Consider the following 15,480-nt stretch of genomic DNA (forward strand, 5'->3'; position numbering starts at 1 on the left):
AGCTATTTATCGGCCCTGGCGATGAAAATAAGGTAAATATCGCTGTCAGAGACCGCGATCACTTATTTTTCACAGATAAAGTCAGAAATAGTGTTTTCTTGCTGTAGATCACAAGCGGTATTTTCAGTAGGTTATAGAAAGTTTGTTACTGTTTTATTTTCCGTGGTTATTTACCCGTCAGGGCTCTCCCTGGCGACGCTTATGCAAATCGCGGTCATTTATCGACAAACCATCATCAAGAACCGATGGAAGGGAAAACTATGCGTATTGGGGTACCAAAAGAACGGTTAGCCAATGAAACCCGCGTTGCTGCCACGCCGAAAACGGTCGAGCAGCTGCTTAAACTGGGTTTTACCGTCGCGGTTGAAAGCGGCGCGGGCAAACTGGCGAGCTTCGATGACGAGGCATTTATTCAGGCGGGCGCTGAGGTGGTGAGCGGGTCTGAGATCTGGCAGGCACCGGTAATCCTGAAGGTGAATGCGCCAACCGAGAGCGAAATCGCCCTGTTAAATCCGGGCACCACGCTTGTGAGCTTCGTCTGGCCTGCGCAAAATCCGGAGCTGATGGAGAAACTGGCCGCGCGTGGCGTCACCGTCATGGCGATGGATTCCGTGCCGCGTATCTCCCGCGCACAGTCGCTGGATGCGTTGAGTTCCATGGCGAATATCGCCGGCTATCGTGCCATCGTTGAGGCTGCCCATGAATTTGGTCGCTTCTTTACCGGTCAAATCACGGCGGCAGGGAAAGTCCCACCGGCTAAAGTGATGGTGATTGGTGCGGGTGTCGCGGGTCTTGCGGCGATCGGTGCGGCGAACAGCCTCGGTGCGATCGTACGTGCGTTTGATACGCGTCCTGAAGTGAAAGAGCAGGTGCAGAGTATGGGCGCCGAGTTCCTTGAGCTGGACTTCAAGGAAGAGGCGGGCAGCGGAGATGGCTACGCTAAGGTGATGTCCGAAGCGTTCATCAAAGCGGAAATGGAACTCTTCGCGGCGCAGGCGAAAGATGTCGATATTATCGTCACCACGGCGCTGATCCCTGGCAAACCCGCGCCGAAGCTGATCACTCGTGAAATGGTCGATTCCATGAAAGCCGGGAGCGTGATTGTCGATCTGGCCTCGCAGAACGGCGGCAACTGTGAATACACCGTACCGAACGAAGTGATGACCACCGCAAACGGTGTGAAAATCATCGGTTACACCGATCTGCCAGGTCGCCTGCCAACGCAGTCTTCCCAGCTGTACGGCACGAACCTTGTGAACCTGCTAAAGCTGCTGTGTAAAGAGAAAGACGGCAACGTGGTCGTTGATTTTGACGATGTGGTAGTGCGCGGCGTGACGGTGATTCGTGACGGCGAAATCACCTGGCCGGCTCCGCCAATTCAGGTTTCCGCGCAGCCTCAGGCGGCGCAGAAAGCCGCACCGGCACCCAAAGAGCCACCGAAACCGGTCTCTCCATGGCGTAAATACGCGCTGATGGCGCTGGTGATTATTCTGTTCGGCTGGCTCGCTGACGTGGCACCGAAAGAGTTCCTCGGCCACTTCACCGTGTTCGCGCTCTCCTGTGTTGTCGGTTACTACGTGGTGTGGAACGTCTCTCACGCACTGCACACGCCTTTAATGTCGGTAACGAACGCCATTTCAGGGATCATCGTGGTGGGGGCGTTACTGCAGATTGGTCACGGCGGCTGGATCAGCTTCCTGAGCTTCATCGCGGTGCTTATCGCCAGTATCAATATTTTCGGTGGTTTCACCGTGACTCAGCGCATGCTGAAAATGTTTCGTAAAGGCTAAGGGGTAGCATATGTCTGGAGGATTAGTAACAGCTGCATACATTGTTGCCGCAATCCTGTTTATTTGCAGTCTGGCGGGGCTTTCCAAGCACGAAACGTCGCAGCGCGGGAACCACTTCGGTATCGCGGGGATGGCGATTGCGCTGATTGCCACCATCTTCGGGCCGGATACCGGCAACGTCGCGTGGATCCTGGTAGCGATGATTATCGGTGGGGCGATTGGTATTCGCCTGGCAAAACGCGTCGAAATGACCGAAATGCCAGAGCTGGTGGCGATTCTGCACAGCTTTGTCGGTCTGGCGGCGGTGCTGGTCGGCTTTAACAGCTATCTGTACCACGAACCGGGCATGGAACCGATTCTGGTCAATATCCATCTGACCGAAGTGTTCCTCGGGATCTTCATCGGTGCGGTGACCTTTACTGGCTCAATCGTGGCCTTTGGCAAACTGCGCGGCAAAATCTCGTCTAAGCCGCTGATGCTGGCAAACCGTCACAAAATGAACCTCGCGGCGCTGGTGGTCTCTTTCCTGCTGCTGGTGGTGTTCGTGCGTACCGAAAGCACCGGCATGCAGGTGCTGGCGCTGCTGGTGATGACCGTCATCGCGCTTGCGTTTGGCTGGCATCTGGTGGCCTCTATCGGCGGGGCGGATATGCCTGTCGTGGTATCGATGCTGAACTCCTACTCCGGTTGGGCAGCGGCGGCAGCGGGCTTTATGCTCAGCAACGACCTGCTGATCGTTACCGGCGCACTGGTGGGCTCGTCGGGTGCGATTCTGTCTTACATTATGTGTAAGGCGATGAACCGTTCGTTCTTCAGCGTTATTGCCGGTGGTTTTGGTACGGACGGCGCGTCATCCAGCGGTGACGAAGAAGTGGGTGAGCACCGTGAAATCACGGCGGAAGACACGGCGGATATGCTGAAAAACTCCCATTCTGTGATCATCACCCCAGGCTACGGCATGGCGGTGGCACAGGCGCAGTATCCGGTGGCAGAAATCACTGAAAAGCTGCGTGCGCGTGGGATCAAAGTGCGTTTCGGTATTCACCCGGTGGCAGGGCGCTTGCCTGGTCACATGAACGTGCTATTGGCGGAAGCCAAGGTGCCTTATGACGTGGTGCTGGAAATGGACGAGATCAACGATGATTTCGCCGACACCGACACGGTACTGGTGATTGGCGCCAACGATACGGTGAACCCGGCGGCGCAGGATGATCCAGGCAGCCCGATTGCCGGTATGCCGGTTCTGGAAGTGTGGAAGGCGCAGAACGTAATCGTCTTCAAACGCTCGATGAACACCGGTTACGCTGGCGTACAAAACCCGCTGTTCTTCAAAGAGAACACCCACATGCTGTTTGGCGATGCGAAAGCCAGCGTGGATGCGATTCTGAAAGCGCTGTAATGGTGCTATTGCCCGGCGGCGCTAGCTGCCGGGCCTTTGACGAACCTCAGTGCCGGACAAACCGGCATAAAAAAGCCGCCTAAGTTGGCGGCTTTTTCTATTTAGCAATTCTCAATCGTCTTCTTCGTCATCCAGTTCCACCGGGGTTTGATACTGATCCGGTTTGATGACCAACAGATCGCAGCGCAGATGGTCGATCACCTGTTCCGCCGTATTACCGAGGAACGCTGCGGAAATACCGGTGCGCCCAACGGTGCCAAGCACCACAATCCCCGCCTGCAAATGCTCCGACAGATCCGGGATCACCTCTTCAGGCAGCCCTTTTTCTACGTGCGTCATTTTCTCGTCGATACTGAATTTCTGGCGCAGGGATTTCATGGCCAGCAGGTGCTGACCGCGAATAGCGTCGTTATAAACGCTCGGGTCAAATTCAGGCAGTTCGATGGCGATATTGATAGGGGTAACCGGATACGCACCGACCAGATGGACTTCCGTATGGTTAACCTGTTCGGCAAGCTGGATTGTCTCTTTAACCAGTTTTTCGTTCAGCGCGTTGTGATAATTCTCTTCGCTGGCAAGGTTTACGGCCACCAGCGCCTTACCGCCTTCTGGCCACGGCTGGTCTTTCACCATCCACACCGGGCAAGGGCATTTACGCAGCAAGTGCCAGTCGGTTGGGGTAAAAATCACCGCTTCCAGCTTGTCGTGCTGGTGCGCCATTTTCAGCAGCAGGTCGTGTTTTTCGCTGATCACTTCCTGGATAATGGCTTCGAAAGGACGGTTATGCCACACGACTTTGATGTCGATGGGGATCCCCGCATCAATGTAATATTTAGCCTGCTCGCGGATCCACGCGGTCCGCTGGCTGATCACTCCCTGACGCATAGCAGTGCGCTCGTCAGGCGACAGAAGGGTGGTCATCTCATATGAGAAGTCATAGATCGGCAAAAACGCTTTGATTTTGCCGCCAATCCGTTGATGTAAATAGACAGCTCGCCGTAACGCCGGTTGATCGTCCTGATTAGGATCGATGGCCACCAGCATGTTTTGATACTTTGCCATACAGGTCTCCTTACTACTGTCACCACAGTCTGTAATTAAAAGAGTAACCTATATATGTTGAATGAAACAGGGGATAAGGTTTTGCCAGATCAATAAATCACGAAAATTTATCGATCCGGCAGAAGAGAAGCGAGGCTTAAGCGACGTTGCGGGAGTGACCGGCGAGAACCGCCAGTGCTTCACCGTTTTCGATGGTGATATATTTGCCTTTCACCGCCAGCATGCCACTTTTCTGGAAACGACCCAGCAGGCGGCTGATGGTTTCAACGGTCAGGCCCAGGTAGTTACCGATGTCGCCACGGGTCATGGTGAGGCGGAATTCACGCGGGGAGAAACCACGTTCAGCAAAGCGACGCGACAGGTTATAGATAAAGGCTGCCAGACGCTCTTCCGCATTCTTTTTGGAAAGCAGCAGGATCATGTCCTGATCGCCTTTTATCTCACCGCTCATCAGACGCATCATCTGCTGACGCAGATTAGGCATTTTGCCTGACAGATCGTCCAGCGTTTCAAATGGGATTTCGCAAACCATGGAGGTTTCCAGCGCCTGAGCGAAGCTCGGGTGATGGCCGGTGCCGATAGCGTCAAAGCCCACTAAATCGCCCGCCAGATGGAAGCCTGTGATCTGCTCATCACCTTGCTCGGTGATGGTGTAGCTCTTAATGGTGCCAGAGCGGATCGCATAGAGCGATTTCAGTTCGTCTCCCGCTTTAAACAGCGTTTGCCCTTTCTGAATAGGCTTTTTGCGCTCGATGATATTATCAAGCTGATCGAGTTCATGCTCATTCAGGGTAAACGGGATACAGAGCTGGCTAATGCTGCAATCCTGGCAATGGATAGCACAACCGCCAGACTGAATGCGTCGTATAATTCGCTTTTCCGGGATCATAGGTCTGCTCAAGCCTTAATTGATATTGGTCAATTTTAACATCTTTTTGGAGTGTGCGTAAGCCTGGGAAACCATCAATAGCGGCAAGTGGCGACATTGTGTCGCCATCTTCTTGAAATTCCACAGCTTGATTGTGGAATAATGACCTAAATCATAGAAAATTAAGCACTAAAAGCCTGGATTTCTACAACAGCAAATAGCCTTCGTGGCGCAATAACCACTCTTTACGCTGCACACCACCGGCATAGCCGGTCATGGTGCCGTTACGGCCAATCACGCGATGGCAGGGCACCACAATGCTGACCGGGTTTGAGCCGTTGGCTGCACCGACGGCACGCGCGGCACCCGCGCGGCCTAACTGCTCGGCGAGCTGACCGTAATGCATAATCTTTCCGCAGGGAATGGTGCGCAACGCCTGCCACACTTCGCGCTGGAAAGGCGTGCCTGCCGTGGCGGTCGGTAAGGTATCAATGATGCCGAGATCGCCCTCGAAGTAGTCCGCCATTTTCGCGCTCAACCCGCCAGGGTTCGTTGCGCTGATGCGCTCATAGCCGTCGCGATAGTGGATATTCAGCAGTTCCACCATTCGGTCGCTGTGCTCTTCCCACTCCACCGCGCGCAGGTTGAACTGCTCATCGGCAATGATCCACAGCGGGCCAAGCGGCGTGGCAATCTTATCTTCGAGTAATCTCAGCATCCTTTGTCCCTTAATTAAGCCGTGGGTAAATCCCCGGTCCAATTGGCAGCCCCACAAGATACCATGCGATTAACATCACCAGCCATACCCCTAAAAAGATAAGCGGATACGGCAACACCAGCGAATAGTAGGTACCCAGTTTCGCCTCGGGCTTATAGCGTTGCAGGAAGCCTAAGAACAGTGGCACAAACGGCGACACTGGTGCGAGAGGGATTACCGACGAATCGGCCACGCGGAACAGGATCTGGGCGAACGCCGGATGAAAGCCGAGCAGCATAAACATCGGCACAAAGATCGGCGCCAGAATCGACCAGATGGCGGACCCGCTGGCGATAAACATACACAGCAGGGATGACAGCAGCGCCAGCCCGACAAACGCCGGTACGCCGCTCAGTCCGGCGGACTCCAGGACATCTGTCAGGCCAACGGCCATAAACTTGCCCATGTTGCTCCAGTTAAACATCGCCACAAACTGTGCCAGCGGGAACACCATCACGATAAAACCCGCCATCTCTTTCATCGGCTCGATCATCAGCTGGGGCAGATCGCCCTGGCGGCGAATTTTGCCGGTGGCGATGCCGTAAGCGAGAGAAACGATAAAGAAGAACAGAATAATCAGCGGCACAATGCCCTGAATAAACGGCGACGGCAGGACCGTGTGTTTTACCGGATCGCGCAGGACACCGTTTTCAGGCACCACCATCAGCGCTATTGCCGCGATAAACAGCAGCGAGACGACGCCGGCGACGCGCAGGCCATGGCGCTGTTCCTTGCTCAGTGTCTCCAGCTTTTCATCACGGCTGCCTTCCCATTGACCCAGACGCGGTTCGACGATCTTATCGGTGATCAGGCCGCCCACAATCGTCAGCACAATCACCGAGCTTGCCATAAAGTACCAGTTGTCGATCACGCTGACGTGCATAGCGGTATCAATGGTTTTCGCCGCTTCGGTGCTGATCCCCGAGAGCAACACATCGGTGGTGACGATCAGCAGATTGGCGGTAAAGCCGCACCCGACGCCCGCGATGGCCGCGAGCAAACCCGCCACCGGGTGACGGCCCACGGCGAGGAAAATCAGTGCACCCATCGGCGGCATAATCACCAGCGCCGCGTCAGAGGAGATATGGCTGAAAAAGGCGATAAACAGCACCATATAGCTGGCGTAGCGTGCGTTCACCACCGACGCCATTTTGACCATCAGCGCCGGTAACAACCCCACGCGTTCAGCCAGACCCGCGCCCAGCACCAGCGCCAGAATCGCCCCCAGCGGCGCAAAACCGCTGAAGTTTTTAATCACATTCGGCAAAAACCAGTGCAGCCCTTCGACGCTGAGCAGGTTTTTCACCGCCACCATGCTGCCATCCGCCGGGCTGCGCACGCTAACGTCAAAAGCCGACAGCACGGCGGTGGCGATCATCAGAATCACAATCAAATAGATAAAAAGCAGGAAAGGGTGCGGCACTTTATTGCCGATCCTTTCAACCCAGCCATAGACCTTACCGGATGGGGAATGCGAAGGTATGGAAGACATACTCATGGGCGTTCCTCGGGACTGTTGTGTTGTTGTTTGCGTGTTTTATTATTTTAAAGGTGACGGTGTCACGTTATGTGGGATCGGACACTCGTACGGTCGTTCTTTTATCTGTTGTTCAAACTCATTCCGGCAGGATTGCAGAAGCGATGCGTCCTGCAGCAGATTCAGCACCGTAGCGCCCATCACTTTTCCCGCCAGCAGCATACCTTTATGGGCAATAGAGGTGCGACCCTGCGCCACCAGCTGCCAGGTGTGCAGCGGCGTGCCGACGGTAAAGCAGGGGCTGAAGCACTGCGCTACCGGCATTTTCCAGCTCACGTCGCCCACGTCAGTGGAACCCGCCAGCACATTATCGGTGATGGCGTAGGGCGCGACCTCATCCACCAGCAGCGTCTCATGATGTCGACGGGCAAAGGCTTTACCCTCTTCAGCGCCCGTAGCGGCGATATTTTTCAGGCTGTTTTGCAGATCGTTTGGCGTGAGGGTTTTACGAATTTCAGCGGCAAATTCGCGCTCTTCTTCCGTCCACGCAGGCGTGCCGTAATGCTGTAACGCGCTGTACATCGCGGCTTCAAGGGTGCGGTTCGGCAGATAACTGGAGCAGGCTTTATCAAAGCGGCGTTCGACGGTGGTTTCTGTCATCAGCGCTGCGCCCTGCGCGATCTTTTCAATACGCTCGTAGATCTGCTGGGCGTCAGCCATCTCCGGGGCGCGGATCAGATACAGCACCTCGGCCTGAGCCTGCACCACGTTCGGCGATATCCCGCCGGTGTTGGTGATGGCGTAATGCACGCGGGCTTTTTCGATGATGTGCTCATTGAGGAAGTTTGTGCCGGTGGTCATCAGGGTAACGGCATCCAGCGCGCTACGCCCGAGATGAGGCGAATTCGCGGCATGCGCGGCGATCCCCTGAAAGCGCCACGAGGCCTGGATATTCGCCAGCGTGCTGACGTTAAACATCCCGGCAAAGGCTTCCGGATGCCAGGTCACGGCGGCATCCACATCGTCAAACAGCCCCTCGCGCACCATAAAGGTTTTGCCGGAGCCGCCTTCCTCACCCGGGCAGCCGTAAAAACGCACCGTGCCGCTGCCACCGTGTTTTTCCAGCCAGCTTTTCACGGCTACCGCGCCCGCCAGCGCCGCTGTTCCCAGCAGGTTATGTCCACAGCCGTGGCCGTTCTCGCCGGGCGTGTCCGATTGCGGCGTGGCGCAGTGCGCGGTCTGGCTTAAACCCGCCAGCGCGTCAAATTCGCCTAACAGGGCCACTACAGGTTTGCCGCTGCCAAAGCTGGCGATAAAGGCATTCGGAATACCGCCCGCTTCGCGCGTCAGGGCAAAACCTTCGGCTTCGAGTGCGCTCGCCAGACGTTCGGCGGACCAGAACTCTTCAAAGCGCGTTTCCGGGTGATCCCAGATTTCATCCGCGATATCGGTGAAGGTCTGACATCGGGTTTCAATCGCATCGTCAATAAAACGGTAGATCTCCTGCATCACACACCTCGCGTCCACGGAAAATTGAGCGCAGTACGGGCCAGCGTTTCAATCGCCACCGCCATGACCTGCTCGTCAAAATCAAACTTTTCATTGTGATGACCGGCGCTCAGATCGGTGCCAAACACCATATAGGAGGCCATCCCGCCATTCTGCTGCACCCGCGCCATCATCAGCGTGGCATCCTCTGATCCCGCCGGGGCTTTCACTTTGTCGATAGCCTGGCGCACGCCCGGTACCAGGCTTGCCTGTTCGCGCAGATAGTCAACCCATGCCGGTGACGGGGCGCTGGAAGTTGCGGCTCCCATCAGGCGCATTTCAGCTTTTACGCCGTAGAGCGCTGCGGCACCGTCGATCACCGCCTGAGCACGTTCAAACACGTACTGATTAATGGCCTCGCTTTCGCCGCGCGTTTCCACTTTTAACAGCGCGCTGGCGGGAACGACGTTACGCCCGCTGCCCGCCTGCATGACGCCGACGTTAACGCGTGACGCGCCTTCGCTGTGGGGCGCAATGCTGTGCAGGGCCAGTGCGGCCTGGGCGGCGGCGAGCAGGGCGTTGCGGCCATCTTCCGGTTTACCGCCCGCGTGGGCAGCAACGCCCGTGAAACGCACGTCAAATTTGGTGGTCGCCATAAAATTATCGCTCCCACAGATAACGGTTCCGGTCGGGACACCGGTGCCGATGTGGATCGCGGTAAAATAATCGACGCCATCCAGCGCACCGGCGGCCACCATGGCGCGTGCACCGCGCGTACCTTCCTCAGCGGGCTGGAAGATAAGTTTAAGGGTACCGTTCAGCCGGGATTCGTTCTGCTTCAGCAGATGCGCCAGCCCAAGGCCGATGGTGGTATGACCGTCGTGGCCGCAGGCGTGCATCATCCCTGGGTTGCAGGAGGCAAAACCGTCGCGGAACGGGCGATGGCTGTCGTCGAGGGCTTCGCTGAGATCCAGCGCATCCATGTCCACCCGAAACGCGAGAGTCGGTCCGGGACGACCGGTGTTCAGCGTGGCGACAAGGCCGGTGAAGCCGCCTTCAAAGGCGCTGAGCCATTTCTCTGGCGCGCCCTGCTGGCGGGCGCGGGCAAATTCCGCTGCCAGCGTGTCCGCGTCGGGCAGTCCCATTCGGCTGTCGGCATCGACCACATCACGGCCCATCGCCAGCGCATAGCCCAGGTTATCGAGGATCTCCGCGACTTTTGCGGCGGTGCGAAACTCCACCCAGCCGGATTCGGCATACTGGTGAAAATCACGACGCCATGTTGTCAGCTGAGGCATTAATTTTTGAAGGGATTGTGTCAATGAATCCATCTCTCTTCCTGTCATCATGAAAATATGTGAACTGCTTCACGCTGTGATAGTTTTTACTTATCACTAACCAATTTTTCACAGTTTTAACCGTTCAGGAATTACCCTCGCACATCCATTTCCATTAAAGTAGATGACAATTTCTTTACTCTGATAAACAACGGTTATCGGTCGGGCTATGTCATTTCAGGTCAAATTTCATCAGATCCGCGCGTTCGTCGAAGTGGCGCGTCAGGGCAGTATTCGCGGTGCCAGCCGGGCGATGAATCTGTCGCAACCGGCGTTAACCAAATCCATCAAAGAGCTGGAAGAGGGGATGGCGGCGCAGCTGTTTGTGCGGCGCAGTAAAGGCGTGGCGCTGACGGAATGCGGCGAGAGTTTCTATCAGCACGCCAACCTGATCCTCGAAGAGCTGCGCGCCGCGCAGGATGATATTCGCCAGCGTCAGGGGTTGCAGGGCGGGCAGATCAATATCGGGATGGGAGCCAGCGTGGCCCGGACGTTAATGCCTGCGGTGATCACCCGTTTTCACGAGCAGCATCCGCAGGTGAAAGTGCGAATTATGGAAGGGCAGCTGGTGTCGATGATCAATGAATTACGCCAGGGAGAGCTGGATTTCACCATCAATACCTATTATCAGGGACCTTACGATCACGAATTTACCTTTGAAAAACTGTTCGAAAAACCCTTCGCCATATTTTGTCGGCAAGGTCATCCGGCGATTGGCGCAAAATCCATTAGTGAGCTTATGAATTATAACTGGACGATGCCTACGCCGCGCGGAAGTTATTACAAACAACTTGAAGACATATTCCGCTATCGCTCACAAATACCGCAAATTGGCGTAGTGTGCGAAACATTCTCATCCTGTATTAGCCTGGTGGCGCAGAGCGATTTTTTGAGCATTTTGCCGCAGGAGCTGGGCTGTGACCCTCTGCTGGCGCACCGTCTGGTGATGTTGCCGGTTGAAGAAATATTACCCAAAGCCGCTTATTATTTAATCCAAAGACGTGATTCCCGACAAACACCGTTGACGGCGTCATTAATAACGCAGTTCAGAAGACACGCACGTGGAATAATGTTCAACGAAGGGAAATAAAAAAATAGAGCCTGCCGACATCGGACAGACCCTACAGTACACACAGCAGTGCATCCTTGTGCAAGTCCCGCTTATTATCCGTGTTGCAGGTTTATTTAGTTATAACAGCTTTCCTCTAAAAATAAAGTGATCAGAGTGCATGATTTAACTTATTTTTAACTTAAACTGTACACTTAATCACCTGTTAAATTTATTTTAAGGCGGCTTCACGATTATCTATTAGCTTTTTTAATACATATCTGCGCGTTATTATTTTTTCAGGGCGCTCGGCTGATATTGAGACGCTCGCCTGGCGCAGGTATAGTACGCCTTCAGATGTAGCGGGAGGAGCACCATGAAACCTGACGACAAATCGCTTTTTCTTGACGCCATGGATGATGTCCAGCCGCTGAAGCGCAGCACCGATATTAACTGGCAGCCGAGCCGCAATCCGCGTGCCCGTCAGCGTATCGACACTACCCAGCTCGATAACTTCCTCACCCTCGGCTTCCTCGATGTTCTGCCGCTTTCCGAACCGCTGATGTTTCAGCGCGAAGGCGTTCAGCGGGGAGTCATTGATAAGCTACGCACCGGTAAATATCCGCGTCAGGCCAGCCTGAACTTATTACGCCAGCCGGTGGAGCAGTGCCGTCAGATGCTGTTTGCATTTATTCAGCAGGCGCAGCAGGACAGTTTACGCAATCTGATTATTATCCACGGCAAGGGCCGGGAAGAGGGCTCGCATGCCAATATCGTGCGCAGCTACCTGGCGCGCTGGCTGGCGGAATTCGACGCCGTGCAGGCCGTCTGCGTTGCGCTGCCCCATCATGGCGGCAGCGGTGCGTGCTATGTAGCCTTACAAAAATCGGACGACGCTAAGCTGGATAACCGGGAGCGGCACGCGAAGCGCAGCCGCTAAGTGCATCAAAAGGTTTCCCAGTTGCCATCCCCGGCGGAGGCTGCTGCCGGGCGTAATACCTGCGGTGTTTTCAGGTTTGCCGCGCGCGGGGAGATCGTCTGCGTTTGCACGTTCAGACGAAATGCGGCGACGGCCTGGCGCAGCTGTTCCGCCTGATCCTCCAGCGCCGCTGCCGCCGTAGCGGACTCCTGCACCAGCGCGGCGTTTTGCTGCGTCACGCTATCCATCTGCGAAACCGCCAGACTCACCTGCTCAATACCGCGACTCTGTTCATCGGACGCCGACGCAATTTCACCCATAATATCGGTTACGCGGGTGACGGCTGCGACGATCTCTTTCATGGTTTCCCCGGCTTCACTGACCTGACCGGAGCCGGTATTCACCCGGCTGACGGAATTTTCGATCAGCGCTTTGATCTCCTTCGCCGCCTGTGCGCTGCGGCTCGCCAGGGTGCGAACTTCCCCGGCGACCACGGCAAATCCGCGCCCTTGTTCACCGGCTCGCGCCGCTTCCACCGCAGCGTTCAGCGCCAGAATATTCGTCTGGAAGGCGATGCTGTCGATCACGCTAGTAATGTGCGCAATTTGCTGGGAGCTGTCGGCAATTTCGGTCATCGTGCGGATTACGTTATCCACTACACGCCCGCCGCGATCCGCCGTTTCCGACGCGTTTTTCGCGAGCAGAGTCGCCTGGCGCGCGTTATCAGAGTTCTGTTTCACCGTGGCCGTCAGCTCTTCCATACTTGCCGCCGTCTCTTCCAGCGAAGAGGCCTGCTGCTCGGTACGGGCCGAGAGATCATTGCTGCCCGCGGCGATTTCGCCCGCGCCGGTGTAGATAGAATCGGTACTGCTGCGCACCGCGCTGACGGTCGTAACCAGCGACGTCTGCATCTCATGCAGCCCGGCCGCCAGCTGGCCCATCTCGTTGCGGCTGTCGATGGAAATAGCTTGTGTTAAATCGCCGCTGGCGATGGTGCGGATATGATTCATCACGCTGCGCAGAGGTTTCAGCAGCAGGTGCTGTAATCCCTGCCAGAACACAATCAGTACCGCCACCACCACCAGGAAAATGGTGCCCAGCGTCCACTGCATATGGGTAAAGCTGTTCTGGTTCTCTTTGGTCGCCGCTTTCAGCAGAGTGTTGTTTTCCGCCCGCCATTGGGTGTAGACGGCTTCCATTCCATCCTGCGCCTGCTGCGCGTCGAGATCGCCATACGCCTGATAGTTATCCGCGCGCAGATACTCAATCGACAGGCGCATCACTTCATGCATTTGGGTGTAGGCTTTTTGCATTTCAGCCGTGAGTTCCGGACGCTGGCCCTTCACCGGAGGCATGGCCTGCCAGGTGCTGTAGTAGTTTTCCGCTTTGGTCAGGGAATCGCTGGCGTTACCGAGCAGCTTATTGATCGCCGCCAGAGAGGCCGGGTCGCGCTGATTTTTGAGGTAACGAATGGCGACGCGCGTGACCGTGACGCGAGTTTTGACCAGCGTGTTGACGCTGTCGCTCAGGCTCTCCTGCTGTGCATTCAGGTTGCCTGAGTTCTGGAAGTTATGACGGTCATTGCTGACAGCGGAATAAAACAATCCCCCCGTGACGACTTGCAACAGGCAGAATATAGTGAGAGCAAAGACAATCCCGGTAATAACGTGCAGATTTTTCAGCATGACGGAAGCCCATTTGATGTGCAGAAGTTGCATCATTGTTATCGACGTAGTGGGGCTAAACTTTAATTTTACTACTGCTTAATTGGCAGTCAGACAGGTAGACGCATATGACCCGTATTGAGAAAAGTGGCAGTTATACGTTAGGGACTCGCGCGGTTAACCGACTCGGCTATGGCGCGATGCAGCTTGCAGGCCCCGGTGTATTTGGTCCGCCAAAAGACAAAGCGGCTGCGCTGGCAGTGCTGCGTGAAGCGGTGGCGGCAGGGGTGAATCATATTGATACCAGTGATTTCTACGGCCCGCATGTGACCAATCAGCTGATTCGGGAAGCACTGCATCCGTACCGTGACGATCTGACGCTGGTAACGAAAATTGGCGCCCGTCGCGGAACTGACGCCTCCTGGCTGCCGGCCTTTTCGGCTCAGGAGCTAACGCAGGCGGTGCACGATAACCTGCGAAACCTGCAGCTGGATGTGCTGGATGTGGTGAATTTACGCATTATGTTTAGCGCTCACGGCCCTGCAGAGGGGTCGATCGAAGAACCTTTAACTACGCTGGTGGAATTACAGCGTCAGGGGCTGGTACGACACATTGGGCTGAGTAATGTTACTGCCACGCAAATTGCGCAGGCGCAGAGCATCACGCCGATTGTCTGCGTGCAGAATCTCTACAACATCGTTAATCGTAGCGACGATGCGCTGATCGATGAGCTGGCGGAGCAGGGGATTGCCTATGTGCCGTTCTTCCCGCTGGGGGGATTCACGCCGCTGCAATCGTCCGGCCTTCAGGTGGTTGCTGATTCACTGGGTGCCACGCCAATGCAGGTTGCACTGGCATGGCTGCTGAAACGCTCGCCGAATATCCTGCTGATTCCTGGCACTTCGTCGGTGGCGCATCTGCGCGAAAACCTGGCGGCTGGCGATCTGGTGCTGCCGGATGACGCCCTGGCTGCCCTGAACGCGCTGGCGGAATAACCCGCCAGCCTGGTAAACCGGCGGCCACGCCTTTATTCCGTGGCCGCTTCCGTCATTCGGCTTCTTCTGTGAAGCTCTAGCGCCTCAGCGATAATTTCCTGCTTACTCAGCCGCGTTTCATACGCCGTGGCTCTGACATATTCGACCAGCGTGGATTCAATCCTCGCGCTCAACATTTTTAAGTTAGCATCCTTTGCTGTACCGCGTGCTACACGCTTGTCCGGGTAATCTCGGCTTGGCATTGCTCAAGTCCTCCAAACGTTGTCTTGTTAATTCGTGCTGTGAAATATGCGTGGAGAGTGATTACAAGTCAACTTTCTGAAACTGCGGTTTAATTTGTATTAAATCCGTTAAAAACGCGCCTGGTTTTTGTGCCGATTTTCATTTGAAAGGGGAAAGGCTTGAGCATGGAAAGTGGGCAAAACAGCGGAAAATAATCATCCGGTTTTGCATAGTGTGTAAACGCTTCCATTCTCGGGGTGAGGTCCTGCGTGAGAGCTTCTGGCTTAATCATAAATCTGCTCAATGAATTACAGGGATGTAAACAATTAAACATCACCTCAACGTGGGATCTTTACCTATGCAATAAAATGCTTTTTTATGCACTTAAAAATCGGAAAGTCCCATTTTTCGCCGATAGTGCGCCAGAGAGAGGGCGCGAAAGATGTAACATTTC

General features: G+C 55.3%; 13 protein-coding genes. 5 read left to right on the forward strand and 8 right to left on the reverse strand.

Features of this window, described 5'->3' with window-relative positions; genetic code table 11:
* Positions 1 to 260: 260 nt before the first annotated feature.
* Together pntA and pntB are read left to right on the forward strand one after the other, a co-directional pair.
* The gene (gene pntA, locus ABIE11_RS01920) at positions 261 to 1,790 is read left to right on the forward strand and encodes a Re/Si-specific NAD(P)(+) transhydrogenase subunit alpha (RefSeq protein ID WP_100780348.1); all 1,530 of its coding nucleotides are present in this window, start codon (positions 261 to 263) and stop codon (positions 1,788 to 1,790) included.
* A 10-nt stretch (positions 1,791 to 1,800) separates the two neighbouring features.
* Complete coding sequence (pntB, locus tag ABIE11_RS01925; RefSeq protein ID WP_429183748.1) at positions 1,801 to 3,189, forward strand: Re/Si-specific NAD(P)(+) transhydrogenase subunit beta; 1,389 nt, start codon at positions 1,801 to 1,803, stop codon at positions 3,187 to 3,189.
* A 111-nt stretch (positions 3,190 to 3,300) separates the two neighbouring features.
* Here the strand turns inward: pntB and uspE are convergent, their stop codons facing one another.
* The 6 genes from uspE to ABIE11_RS01955 all read right to left on the reverse strand — a co-directional run bounded on the left by uspE (position 3,301) and on the right by ABIE11_RS01955 (position 10,172).
* A complete protein-coding gene (uspE, locus tag ABIE11_RS01930; protein WP_100780346.1) occupies positions 3,301 to 4,251 on the reverse strand; it encodes a universal stress protein UspE in 951 nt (316 codons plus the stop codon).
* A gap of 136 nt (positions 4,252 to 4,387) precedes the next feature.
* On the reverse strand, positions 4,388 to 5,140 hold the full coding sequence (gene fnr, locus ABIE11_RS01935) for a fumarate/nitrate reduction transcriptional regulator Fnr (RefSeq protein ID WP_014070017.1): 753 nt from the start codon (positions 5,138 to 5,140) through the stop codon (positions 4,388 to 4,390).
* A gap of 184 nt (positions 5,141 to 5,324) precedes the next feature.
* The gene (gene ogt, locus ABIE11_RS01940) at positions 5,325 to 5,837 is read right to left on the reverse strand and encodes a methylated-DNA--[protein]-cysteine S-methyltransferase (protein WP_429183751.1); all 513 of its coding nucleotides are present in this window, start codon (positions 5,835 to 5,837) and stop codon (positions 5,325 to 5,327) included.
* Positions 5,838 to 5,847: 10 nt separating this feature from the next.
* Positions 5,848 to 7,374: a p-aminobenzoyl-glutamate transporter gene (gene abgT / locus ABIE11_RS01945; RefSeq protein ID WP_429183753.1), complete on the reverse strand. Its 1,527-nt coding sequence runs from the start codon at positions 7,372 to 7,374 to the stop codon at positions 5,848 to 5,850.
* 42 nt (positions 7,375 to 7,416) lie between these two features.
* A complete protein-coding gene (locus ABIE11_RS01950; RefSeq protein WP_429183754.1) occupies positions 7,417 to 8,862 on the reverse strand; it encodes a M20 family metallopeptidase in 1,446 nt (481 codons plus the stop codon).
* A complete protein-coding gene (locus tag ABIE11_RS01955; protein ID WP_429183756.1) occupies positions 8,862 to 10,172 on the reverse strand; it encodes a M20 family metallo-hydrolase in 1,311 nt (436 codons plus the stop codon). The genes ABIE11_RS01950 and ABIE11_RS01955 overlap by 1 nt, the downstream gene beginning before the upstream one ends.
* A 175-nt stretch (positions 10,173 to 10,347) precedes the next feature.
* Between ABIE11_RS01955 and ABIE11_RS01960 the strand changes: the two genes are divergently transcribed.
* Both ABIE11_RS01960 and smrA read left to right on the forward strand, forming a co-directional pair.
* Complete coding sequence (locus ABIE11_RS01960; protein WP_429183757.1) at positions 10,348 to 11,268, forward strand: LysR family transcriptional regulator; 921 nt, start codon at positions 10,348 to 10,350, stop codon at positions 11,266 to 11,268.
* Positions 11,269 to 11,602: 334 nt separating this feature from the next.
* On the forward strand, positions 11,603 to 12,166 hold the full coding sequence (gene smrA, locus ABIE11_RS01965; protein WP_248860133.1) for a DNA endonuclease SmrA: 564 nt from the start codon (positions 11,603 to 11,605) through the stop codon (positions 12,164 to 12,166).
* A 5-nt stretch (positions 12,167 to 12,171) separates the two neighbouring features.
* Here the strand turns inward: smrA and tcp are convergent, their stop codons facing one another.
* Positions 12,172 to 13,830 carry a methyl-accepting chemotaxis citrate transducer gene (gene tcp / locus ABIE11_RS01970; RefSeq protein ID WP_429184259.1) on the reverse strand — a complete coding sequence of 553 codons (1,659 nt, stop codon included), beginning with the start codon at positions 13,828 to 13,830 and terminating at the stop codon, positions 12,172 to 12,174.
* A 107-nt stretch (positions 13,831 to 13,937) separates the two neighbouring features.
* Here tcp and ABIE11_RS01975 point away from each other — a divergent pair, with 107 nt between their 5' ends.
* Positions 13,938 to 14,804 (forward strand): aldo/keto reductase family oxidoreductase, encoded by an 867-nt coding sequence (locus ABIE11_RS01975; protein WP_107703666.1) that lies wholly within the window; start codon positions 13,938 to 13,940, stop codon positions 14,802 to 14,804.
* A gap of 331 nt (positions 14,805 to 15,135) precedes the next feature.
* On the opposite strand, the gene ABIE11_RS01980 is transcribed toward ABIE11_RS01975, so the two are convergent.
* Positions 15,136 to 15,318 carry a hypothetical protein gene (locus ABIE11_RS01980; RefSeq protein WP_429183759.1) on the reverse strand — a complete coding sequence of 61 codons (183 nt, stop codon included), beginning with the start codon at positions 15,316 to 15,318 and terminating at the stop codon, positions 15,136 to 15,138.
* Between the last annotated feature and the right edge of the window lie 162 nt (positions 15,319 to 15,480).

Origin of the sequence: Lelliottia sp. 489 (assembly GCF_050435885.1) — a bacterium.
GTDB lineage: Bacteria > Pseudomonadota > Gammaproteobacteria > Enterobacterales > Enterobacteriaceae > Enterobacter > Enterobacter nimipressuralis.

What these genes read in the sequence shown, in the direction of transcription:
- uspE (WP_100780346.1), bottom strand. Translation starts at nt 4,251, where the DNA reads ATGGCAAAGTATCAAAACATGCTGGTGGCCATCGATCCTAATCAGGAC.
- smrA (WP_248860133.1), top strand. Translation starts at nt 11,603, where the DNA reads ATGAAACCTGACGACAAATCGCTTTTTCTTGACGCCATGGATGATGTC.
- abgT (WP_429183753.1), bottom strand. Translation starts at nt 7,374, where the DNA reads ATGAGTATGTCTTCCATACCTTCGCATTCCCCATCCGGTAAGGTCTAT.
- ogt (WP_429183751.1), bottom strand. Translation starts at nt 5,837, where the DNA reads ATGCTGAGATTACTCGAAGATAAGATTGCCACGCCGCTTGGCCCGCTG.
- ABIE11_RS01950 (WP_429183754.1), bottom strand. Translation starts at nt 8,862, where the DNA reads ATGCAGGAGATCTACCGTTTTATTGACGATGCGATTGAAACCCGATGT.
- tcp (WP_429184259.1), bottom strand. Translation starts at nt 13,830, where the DNA reads ATGCTGAAAAATCTGCACGTTATTACCGGGATTGTCTTTGCTCTCACT.
- pntA (WP_100780348.1), top strand. Translation starts at nt 261, where the DNA reads ATGCGTATTGGGGTACCAAAAGAACGGTTAGCCAATGAAACCCGCGTT.
- fnr (WP_014070017.1), bottom strand. Translation starts at nt 5,140, where the DNA reads ATGATCCCGGAAAAGCGAATTATACGACGCATTCAGTCTGGCGGTTGT.
- pntB (WP_429183748.1), top strand. Translation starts at nt 1,801, where the DNA reads ATGTCTGGAGGATTAGTAACAGCTGCATACATTGTTGCCGCAATCCTG.
- ABIE11_RS01960 (WP_429183757.1), top strand. Translation starts at nt 10,348, where the DNA reads ATGTCATTTCAGGTCAAATTTCATCAGATCCGCGCGTTCGTCGAAGTG.
- ABIE11_RS01975 (WP_107703666.1), top strand. Translation starts at nt 13,938, where the DNA reads ATGACCCGTATTGAGAAAAGTGGCAGTTATACGTTAGGGACTCGCGCG.
- ABIE11_RS01980 (WP_429183759.1), bottom strand. Translation starts at nt 15,318, where the DNA reads ATGATTAAGCCAGAAGCTCTCACGCAGGACCTCACCCCGAGAATGGAA.
- ABIE11_RS01955 (WP_429183756.1), bottom strand. Translation starts at nt 10,172, where the DNA reads ATGGATTCATTGACACAATCCCTTCAAAAATTAATGCCTCAGCTGACA.